Annotated in this window: 17 protein-coding genes and 2 pseudogenes; 9 read left to right on the top strand and 10 right to left on the bottom strand. The window is 66.4% G+C overall.

The features are described 5' to 3' along the window. The 4 genes and pseudogenes from AC3ETA_RS33350 to AC3ETA_RS33335 form a co-directional block, all read right to left on the bottom strand. Positions 1-262 (bottom strand): annotated as a pseudogene (locus AC3ETA_RS33350) (hypothetical protein); the annotation flags it as partial. Positions 263-765: 503 nt separating this feature from the next. Next, positions 766-1,434, bottom strand: coding sequence for a hypothetical protein (locus AC3ETA_RS33345; RefSeq protein WP_432196624.1), 669 nt, complete (start codon positions 1,432-1,434; stop codon positions 766-768). Positions 1,435-1,471: 37 nt separating this feature from the next. Continuing rightward, entirely contained in the window at positions 1,472-2,452 is a 981-nt protein-coding gene (locus AC3ETA_RS33340) for a chymotrypsin family serine protease (protein ID WP_432196623.1), read from the bottom strand. A 10-nt stretch (positions 2,453-2,462) separates the two neighbouring features. Next, entirely contained in the window at positions 2,463-2,750 is a 288-nt protein-coding gene (locus AC3ETA_RS33335) for a hypothetical protein (RefSeq protein ID WP_432196622.1), read from the bottom strand. Positions 2,751-2,814: 64 nt separating this feature from the next. On the opposite strand from AC3ETA_RS33335, the gene AC3ETA_RS33330 reads away from it, so the two are divergent. Both AC3ETA_RS33330 and AC3ETA_RS33325 read left to right on the top strand, forming a co-directional pair. After that, on the top strand, positions 2,815-2,937 hold the full coding sequence (locus AC3ETA_RS33330; protein ID WP_432196621.1) for a hypothetical protein: 123 nt from the start codon (positions 2,815-2,817) through the stop codon (positions 2,935-2,937). Positions 2,938-3,625: 688 nt separating this feature from the next. Beyond that, positions 3,626-4,639 (top strand): hypothetical protein, encoded by a 1,014-nt coding sequence (locus AC3ETA_RS33325; protein ID WP_432196620.1) that lies wholly within the window; start codon positions 3,626-3,628, stop codon positions 4,637-4,639. Here the strand turns inward: AC3ETA_RS33325 and AC3ETA_RS33320 are convergent. Beyond that, positions 4,614-5,219 carry a GNAT family N-acetyltransferase gene (locus AC3ETA_RS33320; RefSeq protein ID WP_432196619.1) on the bottom strand — a complete coding sequence of 202 codons (606 nt, stop codon included), beginning with the start codon at positions 5,217-5,219 and terminating at the stop codon, positions 4,614-4,616. The genes AC3ETA_RS33325 and AC3ETA_RS33320 overlap by 26 nt on opposite strands. 329 nt (positions 5,220-5,548) lie before the next feature. Next, the gene (locus AC3ETA_RS33315) at positions 5,549-6,985 is read right to left on the bottom strand and encodes an IS1380 family transposase (protein WP_432196627.1); all 1,437 of its coding nucleotides are present in this window, start codon (positions 6,983-6,985) and stop codon (positions 5,549-5,551) included. A gap of 144 nt (positions 6,986-7,129) precedes the next feature. Between AC3ETA_RS33315 and AC3ETA_RS33310 the strand changes: the two genes are divergently transcribed. Both AC3ETA_RS33310 and AC3ETA_RS33305 read left to right on the top strand, forming a co-directional pair. Next, a complete protein-coding gene (locus AC3ETA_RS33310; RefSeq protein WP_432196618.1) occupies positions 7,130-7,741 on the top strand; it encodes a hypothetical protein in 612 nt (203 codons plus the stop codon). Next, a pseudogene (locus AC3ETA_RS33305) lies at positions 7,714-8,280 on the top strand (tyrosine-type recombinase/integrase); the annotation flags it as partial. The gene AC3ETA_RS33310 and the pseudogene AC3ETA_RS33305, both read left to right, overlap by 28 nt. A 242-nt stretch (positions 8,281-8,522) precedes the next feature. Here AC3ETA_RS33305 and AC3ETA_RS33300 read toward each other — a convergent pair. Then, entirely contained in the window at positions 8,523-10,121 is a 1,599-nt protein-coding gene (locus AC3ETA_RS33300; RefSeq protein WP_316728600.1) for an IS4 family transposase, read from the bottom strand. 106 nt (positions 10,122-10,227) lie between these two features. On the opposite strand from AC3ETA_RS33300, the gene AC3ETA_RS33295 reads away from it, so the two are divergent. Then, a complete protein-coding gene (locus AC3ETA_RS33295; RefSeq protein WP_432196617.1) occupies positions 10,228-10,530 on the top strand; it encodes a hypothetical protein in 303 nt (100 codons plus the stop codon). 48 nt (positions 10,531-10,578) lie between these two features. Beyond that, entirely contained in the window at positions 10,579-11,703 is a 1,125-nt protein-coding gene (locus AC3ETA_RS33290) for an NADAR family protein (protein WP_432196616.1), read from the top strand. Positions 11,704-11,964: 261 nt separating this feature from the next. On the opposite strand, the gene AC3ETA_RS33285 is transcribed toward AC3ETA_RS33290, so the two are convergent. From AC3ETA_RS33285 to AC3ETA_RS33275, 3 genes are read right to left on the bottom strand one after another with little or no spacing between them, the layout of a single operon-like run. Continuing rightward, a complete protein-coding gene (locus tag AC3ETA_RS33285; protein WP_432196615.1) occupies positions 11,965-12,612 on the bottom strand; it encodes a DNA-3-methyladenine glycosylase I in 648 nt (215 codons plus the stop codon). Continuing rightward, on the bottom strand, positions 12,609-12,905 hold the full coding sequence (locus AC3ETA_RS33280; RefSeq protein ID WP_432196614.1) for a YciI family protein: 297 nt from the start codon (positions 12,903-12,905) through the stop codon (positions 12,609-12,611). Before AC3ETA_RS33280 ends, AC3ETA_RS33285 begins: the two co-directional genes overlap by 4 nt. Further along, complete coding sequence (locus AC3ETA_RS33275) at positions 12,902-13,468, bottom strand: TetR/AcrR family transcriptional regulator (protein ID WP_432196613.1); 567 nt, start codon at positions 13,466-13,468, stop codon at positions 12,902-12,904. Before AC3ETA_RS33275 ends, AC3ETA_RS33280 begins: the two co-directional genes overlap by 4 nt. Positions 13,469-13,631: 163 nt before the next feature. Between AC3ETA_RS33275 and AC3ETA_RS33270 the strand changes: the two genes are divergently transcribed. The 3 genes from AC3ETA_RS33270 (at position 13,632) to AC3ETA_RS33260 (ending at position 16,267) form a co-directional block, all read left to right on the top strand. Beyond that, positions 13,632-14,756: an alkene reductase gene (locus AC3ETA_RS33270; RefSeq protein ID WP_432196612.1), complete on the top strand. Its 1,125-nt coding sequence runs from the start codon at positions 13,632-13,634 to the stop codon at positions 14,754-14,756. Between the two features lie 435 nt (positions 14,757-15,191). Next, positions 15,192-15,617: an IS5 family transposase gene (locus AC3ETA_RS33265; protein WP_432196611.1), complete on the top strand. Its 426-nt coding sequence runs from the start codon at positions 15,192-15,194 to the stop codon at positions 15,615-15,617. Next, positions 15,566-16,267, top strand: a complete 702-nt coding sequence (locus AC3ETA_RS33260) for a transposase (protein ID WP_432196610.1) — start codon at positions 15,566-15,568, stop codon at positions 16,265-16,267. Before AC3ETA_RS33265 ends, AC3ETA_RS33260 begins: the two co-directional genes overlap by 52 nt. Positions 16,268-16,339: the final 72 nt, after the last annotated feature.

Here is a 16,339-nt window from a genome sequence, read left to right as displayed (position 1 = left end):
AAACCACTCGCCTGCTGACGAGGGTGCGGAACTCCAACCCCGTCGCGGTCAGGAGGACCCGGCCATAGATCGAGATGATCGTGCTGAAGACCGCGACCACGGAGAAAACGCCTACACCACCGACCCACCACCATTTTCCCGGTTCATGCGTGGTCAAGCTCATCGCCACCATCACACCAGCGAGCGCCAGCATCAGGATGCCGGTCCGCCACCAGTACCTCTGCCGATCACGAGAGTTGAAGCCGATCCACACATCGGGCATGTCCATAACACTACCGACGCACGCACAAACAACGACCACCCTGGCTTGACGAGTTACCTGCCCGAGATGTCTCGGATCGTGTCCCTCGTCGTGGTGTACGGGTCAGCGGCTGGGAGTGCGCGGGCGTCTGCCCGGGGCGCACTTCCACGGGTGAGTACCGGTCCTTCATCGCCCGCCGCCGGTCACTGCGGCCCAGTGAGGAGTACCGCGAACGCACCGTGCAGGAATGGCAGGACTTCCTCGCCCACTTCGAGCTGCGAAAGGTCGCCCTCGGCGTCTGCGCACGCGACTTCGGCACCCCCTGCGTCCATGAACACGCCTGCTTCTCTGAACTAAGGGCCGCAGCAAAACGCGAGACTTGAGGTCGACAGCAAAGCCCCTTCACTCACCCACCGTTCGCAACCTGGACGGTTTCCGGTACCCCGGGATCGAAAGACTGCGGCATCGGACACATGGACACTCGGTCAGCTTATTGGCGCGTTCCCCGGCGTAGCCACCCTTCATTACCCAACGGCCGAGTCAAACATGGCCACGCCCACTGCGACGACAAGCAGGATGACCCCAAGCGACGCGTACTGAGCTCCGCGGTCGAGCTTTGGGATCTGGCCAAGAGTGCCTTTGGCGATTTGACTCAGCAGCTGACCTGCTACGGCAGGACTCACTGGCGGAACGGCTTCCGACTGTGGTGTCGCCGTCGCGGGTGTGCGATCCATACCCGAAACTGGCACCGGGGTTTGCCCAATAGCGCTTTGATTCTGCAATTGTTCGATCTGTGCGATTGCTGCTTGAAGTTGCTCCCTGTCCTCTGCGTTGAGATCCACGCGTTCGACAAGCTGAGTAATCTTCGATTGGATAGCTTGTAGGCGGGTCTGCACTGCTGAAAGGACAGCGATACGTTCTGCCGAAGCTAGTTCATTGAGCGCGCTGCTGAGCAGACTCGCGCTTCGCTCGATAGCTGGTACACGCTTGACGATCTCGGTCATTCCGCCGCCAAGCTTACCCATTCCGTCGCCCAACTCGCCGAAAGCTCTGGCGAACTCGCCGAAGTCGACCTGCTTCAGGCTATTGATGAGCGCGTTGTGCTCCTTTGATTCTCCGTGCGACAAGAAGCAGCCGAAGCCGATCATTGTCAGGCCCAGAACCAGCGAAACAACGAATGAGGCGTCGATCATTGAAATGCTGCGGCCCCTTCTCCTCGAAGGCTGTACGTCAAGGCAGGTCGGCCAGCTTGCAGCGCACTGCGGCCAACTGCCAAATGATGGACTGCACGAGCGTGTAGCTAACTGTCGGCGCATTGAGCCCACCAACGACGTGACCAAGGAGCACGTCGCTTCCTGACCTGGTGACAGCTGCTCCGGAGTCTCCTGCAACTGTCACAGCTCGACTGAGGCGCATGCAAGCGCCGACGAAGGCATTGGATTGATTACCGTTCGGATCCTCGTATCGGATGTAATCCAGGTAGCTATTGATGCTATCCGTGACGGTTCCGCTGCGGAGATGTACATCCACGCTGTCACCGGCGTAGGCGACGTCATATCCATTGATTGCCTGCGTACTGGTAGGCGATCCCTGGCCGAAGGAAACGACGGCGACATCCGCGCAGACGGTGTCTGTGGGCCAGCTGAACGGTTCCTCCTCGAACTCAGTCTTTCCCTGGTCACCGTGCTGCGTCTGGGGATCATTCCAGCTGCTGGTCACGTGCCCGGCGGTAAGCAGAGCGGTATCTCCGCCGGGACGGACGACAGCGCCCCCAAACGTTCCAGATTTGAGCGTCGTATTCGCTGCGTCTCCGAGCCCCCAGTGCGCCCGCGGAGGAGGCTCGACGTGCACCCTCACCGACGACATCAGCTCGTCCCAACCCGCCTCCGGCGGACGAAGACGCAATTGATCGAACGCGGCTCGGAGCTTGGTAAGAGCCGACCTAATTCCGGCATCCTGGATGCCTCGCCCCACGTAGCCTGCCTGCTCCTCTGCGAACTGGGGAGTGACGATGAGAAACGGCTCGGCTCCCTCCTCCGTGCTGACGCCGGCTGCGACTACACCATCACGGATGCTGGGGAAGGCAAACTCGCCGTGCGACGCGGTTGTGATCACCCGGTAGACCGCCCGGCTGAGGAGGTCGGCACTCTCAGCCATACCGGCAACCCAAGGATCATCACGCGACAAATCATGAAGAAACGGACGAATCATGCGTTGGAGGCTACAGCATTCTGCGACCGTAGCGGTGCATGGCCTCATGCGGATCACGGGTGAACGCTGTCCCAGGGAACGTCCACGCCACCGCAACAGATCCATCCCGTAGGAGCGAACCGTTGATGGCGCTTTCCCCGGCTGCCCACAACTCCTGGAAGTAGATGGCGATCGCCTCGACGGCCGCTCCGTCGGGATCGATCAGCCGGTAGGGCTCGTACCGGTCGCCAATCTCCAGCAGCCGACCCAACCGGGGGACCACCAGGGCTGCCAAATCTCGTCGGGGAGCATCGTTCATCACAACAGGTGAACGTAGTGCCCAATGACTCCACCCTCCCACTGAACTGGGCAATCTCCAGGCTTTGTTCAGTCAACGGGGCATCCGCTGTCCCGTCCTGCGGCCCGATCCCGAGCAGATGCCTCGATTGAAGGAGATCCACGCGAACCTGCTCGACCGGCTCCAGGAGGCCAAGGAACAGGGATAGCAAGGCGAGGTCGCCGCGATCGAGGCCAGCCTCGCCGCTGCCGAGCAGAAACTCACCGCCATACGCGACCTCGCCACCCGGCACACCACCGTCCACCTCGGCATGCCCGACTTCCGCAGCAGTGCCGGACGTGTTGATGCCGAGCAGTGACAGTGGCCCCACGAACGTCGAGGTCTGCATCGGCTGCGGCAAACGCCGACGAGTACAGAACCGCACCTCCGACGGCCCTCTCTGCCCCAACTGTTGCCCCCTACCCATCGTGGTCTGCTCGATCTGTGGTCGCACCGCACCCGGCACCCACTCCCGCCTGACCGGTCTGCCCCGCTGCGGCGGCTGCGACAGACGCCAAGCACACTGCACCTCCTGTGGGAGACTCCGCGGCATCCACTCCGGCACCGCCGAAGCCCCCGTCTGCGGACCCTGCACCGCACCGGACGCCGAGCGCTGGCGCCCGTGTCCCACTTGCGGTGAAGCAGAACGACTGCGAACCTCCGGTCCGTGCCCTCGCTGCACGCTCAAGCAACGACTCCACGAACTCCTCACCAACGGCTCGGGCTCCATACCCCCGAAGCTGCAAGCCCTCCACGACGCTCTGGCCAGCACCGAACGAGCCGCCACCGGGCTGCGCTGGCTCTCCGGCAGCATCGTCTCCACCGTCCTGTCCGACCTCGGCTCCGGCCGTCGGCCCTTGACGCACGAATCCCTGGACGAACTCCCGGAAGGCAAGGTCGTCGAACACATCCGCAGCGTTCTTGTCGCCAGCGGCGCCCTGCCCAAGCGGGACGAGCAGATGGTCCGTCTGGAAGGGCACGTCAAAGACCTCGTCACCTCCCATTCGAGTGCCGAGGGACGGAAAGTCCTGCATCGGTACGCGACTTGGCACCTCCTGCGAAGGCTTCGTCGCCGCAGCCGCGGCAAGGAGACCACGTACTACCAGCTCCAGGTCGCACGACAACATCTGCGGGCAGGCGTCTATCTCCTGGACTGGCTCAAGGGCCAGAACTTGACCCTTGCCACCTGTCGACAGGCCGACCTCGAACGCTGGATAGCCAGCGACGACGCCCGTCTCCGCCAGGAGGCAGGCCACGTCGTGCGCTGGGCCCTGGCTCAGGAGATCACCCGCGATCTCAGCTTCCCAGCCGAGCGATGGAACGGCCCCTCCCAGCCGATGGACGACGAAGCCCGCTGGACCATCGCCCGACGCCTGCTGCACGACGACACCCTCAAGCCCGAAGACCGCCTCGCCGGCCTGCTGTTGCTCCTCTACGCCCAGTGGCCCGCTGCGATCTCCCGGCTCACCGTCGACCACATCGAGGAGACGGACGGAGCGGTCCGCATCCGCCTTGGCGCCGTCCCGGTCGAGTTACCCGAACACGTTGCTGAACTGGCCCTCCAACAGGTCGAGGTTCGTCGCAGCCATGCCGTCCTCGGGCGCACGGACTCACCCTGGCTCTTCCCCGGAGGCCAGCCCGGCCGCCCGATCAGTGCCTGGGCCATGGGCGAACGACTCCGCAAGCTCGGCATCCGGCTCGCGGAGGCCCGCTCGGCCGCGCGGTTCCAGCTCGCCACCGAGCTTCCCGCCGCGGTCCTCGCCCGCACCCTCGGCATCGACATCACCGTCGCCGTCAAATGGCAGCGCGCCGCCGCCGGAGACTGGGGCGCCTACGCCGCCGAGATCAGCCACCGGACGAGCACGTCGTGACACCTGGACCTGCTGCGGAGCAATCGGGCTCGCTCATCGAGTGCAGCTGGGCGAACTCGTCCGCGAGCACGCCCATCATGATGAGATCGTGGTGCTGGCCAGCAAGAAACACGTGATCGCGGAGGCGGCCCTCCTCGACGAAACCGAGCCGACGGTGAAGTGTCAGCGATGCCTCATTGTGAGCGAAGATCCGCGCTTGGCACTTGTGATAGCGCCGCTCGGCGAACATGAAACGCAGCAGCATCACCACAGCCTCGGCCGCATAGCCCTTGCGCCGATGATCAGCGCCGATCGTGATGCCGTACTCGAACCAGCCCGCACGCGGGTCAGCCTGGTGTGAGCCGACAGCACCGACTATTTCTCCCGTGTCGACGGCTTCGATCGCCAACCCGAAGCAGTCTTCATTGGACTTGGCGGCGGCCTGTTCCTTCGCCCAGACGCGGAAGCTCTCGGCGGAACGCGGTGGGTTCAGTAGGTCTCCCGTCCGCTCCTCGTCCACGGCGAAGCGCATGAACGCGGTCCAGTCGTCAGGCTCGATACCGCGCAGGCGTATCTGTTTGCCGCTCCAGAAGGATGTCATCCCCTATTCGATCACGCTGCAGCGCGCGAAGTACAGGCCCTTCGCCAACGTCAGGACGGCCTGTGACCTGGCACTTCAAGATTGTCGAACGCTCACTGCGGGGCGGTCAGGTCCCACTGGGGAAACCGCTCGAACCAGAGGCATTCAGACAGTTGCAATACCCGACTCCACCATTAGCCTCGCCGTTTCGGTTGGGGCGATGAGGCGTCGCTGAGGGTCAACTGCCGGGTGACCGAAGCGATTTCGGTGCTCGGACATGTCGGAATCCCGGCGCGGTGGTCGGGTTCTCCGGAGTCCTTCAGGTCGTGGGTGGGCAGGGTGGTTTCCGGTCAGCTGGCTGGGCGGGGCAGTGCGGCGAGACGGTGGAAGGCCGCGACCAGTTCGTTTCTCCAGGGCCAGGTCGCCGATATCCGCAAGCGCAGGCGTCGGCCGCCGCGGGTGAGGCGGGCAGCGACGTGCAGCAGCCGGTAGCGGAGCTTCTTCGGCTCGGCAGTGGCCAGCTTCCCGTCCAGAAGCAGGACGCGCGTCCAGGCCAGCAGGTCGATCGCTGTGAGGCTGAGTTCGAGCCAGACAGCGTTGACGTCGAAGTGGCGGGAGGGGAAGCGGCCGAAGCCGGTGGTCTTGCCGCACCGGATGTGGTCCTCGACGGTGGCATGCCCGCGGTGGCGGACCTCCAGGAACTGGGCGGAGCCACCACCGGAGTACGGGGTGTCGGTGAGGAGCACCTGATGTCGCAGGCCCTCGTCCTGATCGAACAGGGACAGCTGGGCTCCGGGGTGCGGCCGCTCGCGGCGCACGATGATGCGGGTGCCGGCCGGGTAGCCGTCCAGATCAACCAGCCCGGTCAGCTCGGCAACCTCTGCGCCATCACGCAGCGTCCCGTCCTGGTCCAGGGCGGGACGCCAGAGGCGGTCGGGCACCGAGCGGATCGCGCGGCGGACGGGCTCGGTGATGGCGTATCCGACTGAGAAGAAGGTACGGAATCCTCGTTTCCTCAGGTCGCGGACGTGGGTGAGGAAGGCTTTCGCGGATCCGGCACTGTCGGTGCGGACCAGGATGTCGGTGCCGTGCCGGTGAGCGTCGGGGATCTGCGTGAGCGCCTGGTCGAGCACCGCAACGTGATCGGCGGCAGTGTTGGCTCCAAAGTTGCCGGGCCGCAGCCGTCCCGACACGGCCTCGCCGGTGTTTGCGAGGAAACACAGCAGCGGATGGAAGCCAAAGCCGCCCTTGTAGGTCGGGGCAGCCTGCTCTTTCTCGGAGTGGCAGGTGACCAGCGTGGCGTCGAGATCCAGGACCAGGCCGGGAAGTTCTTGTCCGCCGGCCCGAGCGGCAGGTATGCCCTCGCCGGTCTCGGCGGCCTGCATCCAGGCGACTTCCCGGGCTGAAGCGCGAGCCGCTCGCAGCGAAGCGAGTGCAGCCTCGTCGGTGTCGGCGAGCAACCGCCAAGCCGTGGGTGTGGAGGCGACCGGGCCGAACACCTCGCCCTGGTCCCGCAGCACGGCCAGATCCGCGATCGCCTCACCACCGTCGGCGAGCATCACCGCGAGATCGGTGGCGACCCGTCCCGGGTCGTGCCCGGTCCCGCGCGGCCGAAGCGGCCTGAGAGCGGCAGAGTACGCGGCGGTCAGACCAGTGGCATCGGCAAGATCCGCCAGCAACCGTGCCCCGGCATGCCCGACCACCCCCGAACCATCGGCACAGACATGGACCTTGGGACGCAACCCGATACCCTGCACGTAGAAAGTGCCCTCCGCCTGGACCGACAGAACCCCTCAGCAAGGTTCATCGTCCCAGGTCAGGAAGGCACTTTCGCGTTTCCGCCCCCAAGCCAGCCGTACTCAAGTGAAACGGCGAGGCTAACGCCTCGCAAGGAGGCGGAAGCCTGCTGGCGCTCGGACACGTCCGCGACGATGAGGGATTCAGGGGTTCCCTGGGGCCTGATCCGGCTGGCTCTGCACCGCGGCGACCCGGATCTGGACACGCTCACCGGTGACGACGTCGAGGAGATGCGGCACGCCATCCGCCACTGCGAACACATCCCCGGCCTGCTCCAGGTCGTCGGCGCAGACCACTGCCCCACTCTCAAGCTGGCCTGGTCGACCAACGCCTTCCGCACCGGCCTTGCGCTGTTCCACGCCGGCATCACCGACCGGCCGCCCCTGCGCGAGGAGACGACCCCGCCGCCGCGGCTGTGCTCCAAACCGCGAATCGACGCCGTCTTCGAACGCTTCCTCGCCGAACGTGCCTTGGTGCTGCGGCCGGAGAGCATGTCCAGCACCCGAGGCGGGCTGCGCCGCTTCGGCCTCTGGCTGGACACCGAGCGCCCGCACGTCGACAGCCTCGATCAGCTGGGCCGCGCCGACCTGGTCGCGTTCATGGAGTCGGTCCACCGGCTGCGAAAGATCAAGCATCCCGACCAGCCGCTCAGCCAGGCCTACCGGGCCGGCATCATCTCGACCGTCGCCGTGTTCTTCCGTCATGCCGCCGTCGCGGAATGGGACGACGTCCCGGCTCGCCCCTGATCACGCACGCCGACATGCCCCGCGTCGTCGAGCGCGTCCCCCGGTTCATCCCCGAAGACCAGCTCGGGCCCGTCATGGACCACGTCCGGCAACTGGGCTGCCCGTTGCAGCGGTGCGCGCTGCTGGTCGCCCGGTGGAGCGGCGCCCGCCGCACCGAGATCCGCGAGCTCCACCTCGACTGCCTCGACGCCTACCCGGACGGCACCCCGCGGCTGCGGCTCGCGGCAGGCAAGGCCCTCAAGGAACGCACCGTCCCACTCCATGAGGAAGCCGCCGAGGCGATCCGCACGCTGGTCACGCTGCGGCAGACCCACCACGACCGAGGCATCCACGATGCCGATCTCGGACAGCCGGTGCGCTACCTGTTCCTGCGCAACGGCCGCCTCGCGGGCCCCGACTACCTCATCGCCAACCCGCTCCGCGCCATCTGCCAGGAGCTGGGCATCCTCAACGGAGTGGGCAAACCCGCGATCCACCCGCATCGTTTCCGGCACACCCTGGGCACCCAACTCGCCGAAAAAGGCGCCCGCATGCAGACCATCATGAAGGTCCTCGGCCACAAGAGCCCCGGCATGTCGATGACCTACACGCACATCTCCGACCCCACGGTCCTGGCCGACTACCAGGCCGTGCTCAAGCCCGGCGCGGTCATCGCCGGGCCGCTCGCCGGTACCCTGCGCTCCGGGCAACTCGACCAGGACGCGTTGGACTGCTCAAGACCGACTTCTACAAGCAATGCCGCGGAGTTAAGCCGTCCCGCATCACGTCAAGTTGATCAGTTTCAGTCAGCAGGGGCGAGCCATTCGGGGGCGATCCGGTATCTCCCTCGTCCTTCCCGGATCAGCATGGTCTGCTCGGCCCACTGGTTGATCTGCGTGCACAGACTGCGGTACTTCGCCCTCACCGTGATGCCGAGGGCCTTGCTGATCTCGACAGTGCGCCACGCTCGTCCTGGATCAGTGCGTAGGAGACGGAGGGTGCGCTCCCTGAAGCCCAGGTCATCGGGCTCGGTCTTGTCACGCCGGTGGACGGCAATGTGCATGGAAGTGATCAGCTGGCTCTTCCTGGGACGTTCCTGGGAGACCACGGTGTACTGCGAGATCGGGCATTTTACGAGCCGGGCGCTGGTGCGTGCCCGACGCGGCGGCAGCAGAGCATCGAGTACGGCCTGCGCGATGCCGCCGTTTCCGTCGGCGGGTTCGAGAACCGCCCGCGCGGTGATCACCTGTTCTGCCGCCGCGCGGAGGGCAACGGTGAAGCTGGCGCGGTCTGGGTCTGTGCCCGGCCGGAACTCGACGGCGTCCACCATGGCACGACGAAGGCTCTGGTAGACGACCAGCAGAGCCCACAGCTCCTGCTGCAAGCCCACCGGGTCGCCCGAGCGCAGAACCCGGCCGGCAAACAGCGTGTCCTTGAGCGCAAGGAAGGACAGTTCGATCTCCCATCGCTCGTGGTAGAGCGCGACCAGCCGGTCGGCCGGATCGGTCCGGTGGTCCAGGAGCGTCGTCGCCAGGCGGTATCGGTCCGTGGCGCGGCTCCCGTCGGCGCAGTTCGCCGTCACCTCGGCCTCGATGATCCGGAAGGTACGGCCGCGCAGTCGGGTCAGGTAGGAACCGTCCGGCAGTACGGAGATCACAGCCGGACGACGGCGGTAGGTGAGCCGTGCCAGGAGCTGGGCGCCGGTGTCGGCGGCCTCGTTCAGGAACTCGTCGCCGGAGAAGTTCCGGTCGGTGAGCAACAGCATGCTTGCGTCCAGCAGTGGCAGCAGACGTCTGGCGTATCCGGGTTCACCCGTGCTCGTCGGCCCGAACACGGCCCCGAGTAGACCGCGGGTGCCGGTCTCGCACAGAGCCATCAGTCGGACGTGCGGGTACCCCTCCACACCTCGGTGGCGGCGGGTCTTTCCCAGCACCCCACGGACCCGGACGGTGTCGGAAGCCTGCAGCGAGCTGCATCCGTCGAAGGCGACCGTGCGCCATCGCCGGTAACTCACTCCGGGCATCGAAGGGCGGGCGAGCGGGCCGGCCACCGTCTCGAACAGCTCCTGGAACGGAGCCGTCCCCAGACGGCGGCGTACCTCGCGAAGTGCCTTCTCCGAAGGGACCTTCGAGGCCAGGGTACGCACCCCGGCAGTCAGGCTGCTCCAGACGCGCAGGTATCCGGCTTCCGGGAAGAGGCACATCGCCAGGACGAAGTACACCCCCACGCGGGAGGGGATGAGGCGCAACCTGCGCTGCACCGCCCTGGTGTGTTCCAGCACGTCGTCGATCAGTTCGAAGGGAAGAAGCTGCGTGAGCTCCCCCAGATGTCCGGGCGCGAAGAGGCCCGAGGCGACGGTGATGCTGCGAGTCACCGTCGTGGTGGCAGACTGGTCGGGCAACGGGACCTCCGCTCGGAGTAGTGAAGACCTTGGTCGGCTTCACCTCTGTAGCAGAAGTCCCGTTCTTCATGGTCGCCTTGGACCGGAAGCTGATCAACTTGACGTGATGCGGGACGGCTTAACTCCGCGGCATTGCTTCTACAAGACCGAACTCGAACTCGGCCGCTGCCTGCGCCTGCCCCAGGAAGGCCCCTGCGAGTGCGACCTCTACCTGAGCTGCGCGAAATTCATCACCACACCCCAGTACGCGCCCCGGCTGCGGGAACGCCTCTGCGTCGAACGGCAACTGATCGCCGACGCCGAGACCCGCGGCTGGGACCGTGAGATCGAACGCCACCAGCGCGTCGCCGACCGCATCACCAGCCTCCTGGATGACCTCGGCGAACCCCGCGACGAGCCAACCGCATAGCGTCGCCAGACAGATCACGTGATCACGGAAACCACTACCCTGTCGGCCATGGCGATACGACGGCGGACATGGCGGAACGTGGATGGCGAGCAGATCGAGGGAACCTGGCGGCACGCCTTCATCCGCAACGCGGGGACGTACTTCCTCACCGACCTGTTGATCTACGCCGACGGCATGGTCGACTGCTGGGATCTGGTGACTCTGGAGGAGTTCGCCGGCAAGCTCGCATCCGGGTGGGTAGCCACCGACTTGGCCGACGGCGCCCAAGCATCGGCCCATCACCTCGCATCGTGGAAGTTCGCCGAGCCACGCATGTCGCTGACTCCCGAGATGCTGCTTGGCGAGATCCGCGACGACATCGACCAGCTCAACGGCCGACCGGACTCCACAGCACGCTGCCTGGCTGCCCTGGACACCTTCCGCGGCCAGCCGACTGAGGACAATCGGGCGGCGCTTCGCGAAGCTTACGAAGCCATCCCCGAACACCTGCGGATCTACGCCCTCGGCGACATGGACTCCCAGGACTGGCCGCTGCGGGTGCTGGTGACAGGACCCGGACATCGCCTCGAAAGGCACGGCGAAGACGAAGTTGTCACCGAGGACATGCATGCCGCAGCTCTGCGTTACTTCACCGACCGGGAGCAGCAGCGCCAGCGTTACGCCGACAAGGCCCCCGCGGACGGTCCGGCAAAACCCGTCGAGACCAGCGTCCTCATTAACCAGACGGTCTTTCCCCGCGGCTGGCCGCAGGATCCAGGCAAACTGGTACTGCGCAACGAGTTCCCCACACCCATTACCGTCGGCGTTCTGACCTACCCGACCGTCACGCACGCTTACTGGGCGCTGGCGGTTGCCGACGAGCATCGGCAGGATGAGATCCTCCGCGCTGACACCCCTTATGCCGCACAGAAGCTTGCAGAGAGCTCCACCCTGCGCGATGGCTGGCCCCAGGCCCGGACGGCGATCATGGCGGACCTACTGCGTGCGAAGTTCAACCAGCACCCCGACCTTGCCGAAGCGCTGACGAGCACGGGAACATCGCGGCTGATCTACACCGAGATGGACTCGACGTTCTGGGGCCAGCACGGGCTGGAGGGCCGCAACTGGATGGGACGGCTGCTTGAGCTGATCCGCTCCGAACTGGCCGCCGGCAAGTTGAACGCGCCGTCGTGAACGGCGGATACGGTCGGACGCGGATCGCCTCGAGCGAGTGACACACGACCGTGTGAAATCACTTCCGGAGATCATGAAAGTGTCCAGATAAATCGCCAACACCCGGCCACTGCACTGAGGTGCCCGCACCGATCACCGATCCGGAGAAGATCACCCGCCTCGACATACGCCGACACGAACGGCTCGGCGGCATCCTGCACGCATACGAACACGCCGCATGACCTGCACGGATGAGTCTTCCCGCAAGGGCAGGGCTGACCGCTACCGTTCGAGCTCCGGTCCGGCCAGTCCCCCGAGGGCTTGGCCAGGGCGGTCGAATCCGCCACGGATGCGCTGGGCCTCGGGCCGGATCGTGCAGTCCCGGGCGTGGTCGTTGATCAGTCCCATGGCCTGCATGAATGCGAACACCGTGGTCGGCCCAGCGAACTTCCAGCCGCGCTTCTTCAGGTCCTTCGACAGGGCGACCGAGGCGGGTGAGGTCGAGGCGGTCTGCGGCTCGGTCAGGTCGGCGGCGTCGGGGTCGTAGCGCCAGACGAACGCCGCCAGCGACCCCTCGCGCTCGATCAGGTCCTCGGCCCGGCGGGCGTTGTTGACCACCACCTCGATCTTGCCGCGGTGCCGGACGATGCTGGCGCCGACCAGGAGGCGCTCGACGTCATGCTGGTCGAATCGGGCGACGGCCGGAATGTCGAAGGCCGCGAAGGCGGAGCGGAAGTTCTCGCGTTTGGCCAGGATCGTGCACCAGCTGAGCCCGGACTGGAAGCCCTCCAGGCTCAGCTTCTCGAACAGGCGCTGGTCGTCACCGACGGGGAAGCCCCACTCGGTGTCGTGGTAGGCGAGGACCTCCGGGGCGGCGCCGCTCCACGCGCAGCGCGGTGCGCCGTCGGGTCCGAGGAACGGTGTCGTCACAGCAGGAAGCTCAGCCGCTCGTCCGCCATGCCCGGCGCGATCTCGATGATCTCCGCCGTGACGACGTCCTGGGCGACGAACGGGTCCTCGTCGACGCGCTTGTGCAGCTCCTCGGGCGAGATGTTGTGCGCGAGGACCACGCCCCCGAGGCCCGGCTGGATGCTGCCGACCAGCAGGAAGACTCCATCGTCCAGGCCGCGCTTGATCCACTCCTGGTGGCCGGCCATGTGCTGGGCGGCAGCGGCCTTGTTGTCGGAGAACCGGAGCAGGACCACGAACATGCTTTCTCTCATCTCTCGTAGGTGTGCAACCAGTCACGCATCCGGTCGACTTCGCGCTGGATGAACGCCTCGTCGTGGAAGGCGTTGGCCATGACGGCGACGCCCTGACTGAAGGCGAGCACATGCATCGCCAGCTCGTCGGCCTGTTCGGCCGGTCCGAGCAGCGCGAACTGCTCGCGCAGCCAGGTGCGGAACAGGGTGAACAGGCGGCCGGCCTGACCGAGCATGGCGTGCTCCAGCTTGGCCAGCTCCGTGGTCAAGGTGCCCACCGGGCAGCCGTAGTCCTGGATGTCGGCGCGGTTGGTCAGCACGATCTCGACGTACCGCATGATCCGGCCCGCCGGGGTCGGCGCCTCGGCCTCCCACTGCTCCAACATCCTGCGGGTGTTCGCCAGGCGGGCGTCGATCACCGCGTCCAGGATCGCGTCCTTGGACTTGAAGTGGTAGTAGAAGTTGCCCCGCGACAGGCCGACGGCTCCGGCGATGTCCGCGAACGAGGTGTGCTCGTAACCGTGGTGGTAGAAGAGCCGGTCGGCCGCCGCGACGATCTGTTCGCGGGTCGCCGCAGCAGTCACGGTGAGCCCCTTCCAACGGCGTAGGACAGTTGACCTAGAGCCACAACATAGGTCAGCCGTCCTAGATCGTCAAGCTGTTGACACCGCCGGGACCAGCGGCCTAGCGTGACGGCGCCCTAGGACGACTGTCCTACAATGTTCGCCCGCACCGCTGGAGATCCGCATGCACCTCGACCTGTTCGCGCCGTTCGACCTGGGCGGCCTCACGCTCGCCAACCGGATGGTGATGGCGCCAATGACCCGCAACCGCGCCGACGCCGACGGCTGCGTCCCTGCGCTGATGGTCGACCACTACCGGCAGCGCGCCACCGCGGGCCTGATCATCGCGGAATCCACCACCGTCTCCCCCCAGGCGGTCGGCTACCCCTTCACACCCGGCCTGTACACCGACGCCCACGCGGCGAGCTGGCGGCGCCTGACCGACACAGTCCACGCGGAGGGCGGACGCATCTTCGTCCAACTGCAGCACTGCGGCCGTATCTCCCACCCGGACCTGCTGGACGGGCAGGCGCCAGTCGCCCCCTCGGCGCTCGCACCCTCCGGTCAGGCCGTCACCTACACCGGCCCGCAGGACTTCGTGACGCCCCGCGCGCTCGACACCGGCGAACTGCCGGGCATCGTCGACCAGTTCCGCCGAGCCGCCGAGCTCGCGAAGCAGGCGGGCTTCGACGGCATCGAGATCCACACCGGCAACGGCTACCTGATCGACCAGTTCCTGCGCGACCAGACCAACCACCGCACGGACGCGTACGGCGGCAGCGCGGCCAACCGCATGCGCCTGTTGAACGAGGTCCTCGACGCCGTGTGCGAGCAGTGGCCCGCCGAGCGGGTGGGCGTGCGCCTCACCCCCGAGAACGGCTTCAACTCGATGTCGGACTCCGACCCGCAGGGCCACTTCGAGTACTTCCTCGGGCAGCTGAGTGCACATGGCCTGGCCTACGCCCACGTCCTGGAGGGTGGCATGGCGACGACGGCCGTCTCCCTCGACTACCGCGCGCTGCGGGAGCGGTTCGCCGGCACGTACATCGCCAATAACGGCTACGACCCCGCCCGCGCCCAGGCAGCGGTGCACGCCGGCGATGCCGACCTGGTCGCCTTCGGCACGCCGTTCATTGCCAACCCGGACCTAGTCCGCCGCTACCGCGAGAACCTCCCACTGACCGCGGCCGACCCGGCCACGTTCTACGGCGGCGGGGAGGCCGGCTACACGGACTACCCGTTCCACCAGGACGGCGCAGCCCAGACCCGCGCCCTCGCGACCCAGGCCGAGGCCGGGTCTGCACACTGACCAGCCCCCTGGGCGGTTCCTGACGCTCAGTCCGCTCCCGCCTCATCGTCCTCGTCCGCAGCCTCCGCCGGGTCTCGAAAGGGCCGAAGTCCGCCGCCGGCCGAGCCGGAGGCGCGGAAGGTGTAGCGGCCGTACTTCTCTACCCAGTTTGTGCAATAACCCGCAGGTTCGTCGTGAAGATCAGTCCGTGGGCGTGGAGGCTGACCAGGTGGTTCGTGGTCATCGGCCACAACATCTGTAGATGGATCATGACGGTCCTTCAGGAACCTCGAAGAACCATCATGACCCGCACTGCCTCGCCGACACCGTCGATACGGCCGACCTGCCGCAACGAGGGTGAAAGCCCACGTTGAACCCGAGGGATATTGCACATTACCGGGACACGCTCCTAGGGTGCGTTTCAGAAGTGGATCTTGATGTGTCAAGATCCGCTTCGTGGCAAGGCACGATCTGACGAATGCGCAGTGGGCGAAGCTGGAGCCGCTGCTGCCGGTTGGGAGGAAGCCTGGACGGCCGCCGGTGCACACCAGGCGGCAGTTGATAGACGGCATACGCTGGCGTACCCGCGCCTGCGCTCCCTGGCGGGACGTGCCCGAGCGGTACGGTCCGTGGGAGACGGTGTACGGCTTGTTCCGGCGCTGGCAGCGGGACGGCACGTGGCATCGCATCTTCGAGCAGCTCCAGGCGCGTGCCGATGCCGAGGGACTGATCGCCTGGGACGTCTCGGTGGATTCGACCGTCGCCCGCGCCCACCAGCATGCGGCTGGTGCCCGCAAAAAGGGGATCTGCAGATCGAGCCGCCCGGTGGCGTGTTCACCGAGCCCGACGACCACGGGCTCGGACGCTCCCGGGGCGGGCTGACCACCAAGCTCCATCTGGCGGTCGAGCAGAACCAGAAGCCGATGTCGCTGGTCATCACAGCCGGACAGCGCGGCGACTCCCCGCAGTTCCAGGTGGTTCTGGAGCGTATCCGGGTGCCCAGGCTCGGGCCGGGCCGCCCGCGTACCCGGCCGGACAAGGTCCGGGCCGACAAGGCGTACAGCTCCCGCGCGAACCGTGCCTACCTGCGCAAGCGCGGTGTCCCCTGCACGATCCCGGAGAAGCGCGACCAGATCGACAACCGCAAGAAGCGCGGTTCCCACGGTGGCCGGCCGCCGAAGTTCGACGCCGCGGATTACAAGAAGCGCCACGCCGTGGAACGCGGCTGGCGGGACATGAAGCAGGTCATCGACCTGCGGCCGGTGTTCCACCGCAAGGAGGAACACATACGCGCTCACGTTCTGCTCTGCTGGCTCGCCCTGCTCCTGGCCCGCATCGCCGAAACCCACACCGGGCAGACCTGGCCGAACCTGCGCCACGAACTCGACCGCATCAAGCTCGGCACCTTCACCGGCCCCGCCGGCACCTTCCAGCAGCGCACCGAGATCACCAAACCGCAACGCGACCTCCTCCACGCCCTCAAGCTCGACCCACCGCCACGGATCTACCAGCTCACCCCCGCGAGCCGCTGACCAGCACGAACCACCAGCCCTAGATACACGCCGTCACACCAGCCGACGGCGCGTTTCCGCACGTAAACCCCC

Source organism: Streptomyces sp. bgisy027 (assembly GCF_057710365.1).
Note: the sequence above shows the minus strand (reverse complement) of the source record. Positions and strands in the feature narration are given on the sequence as shown.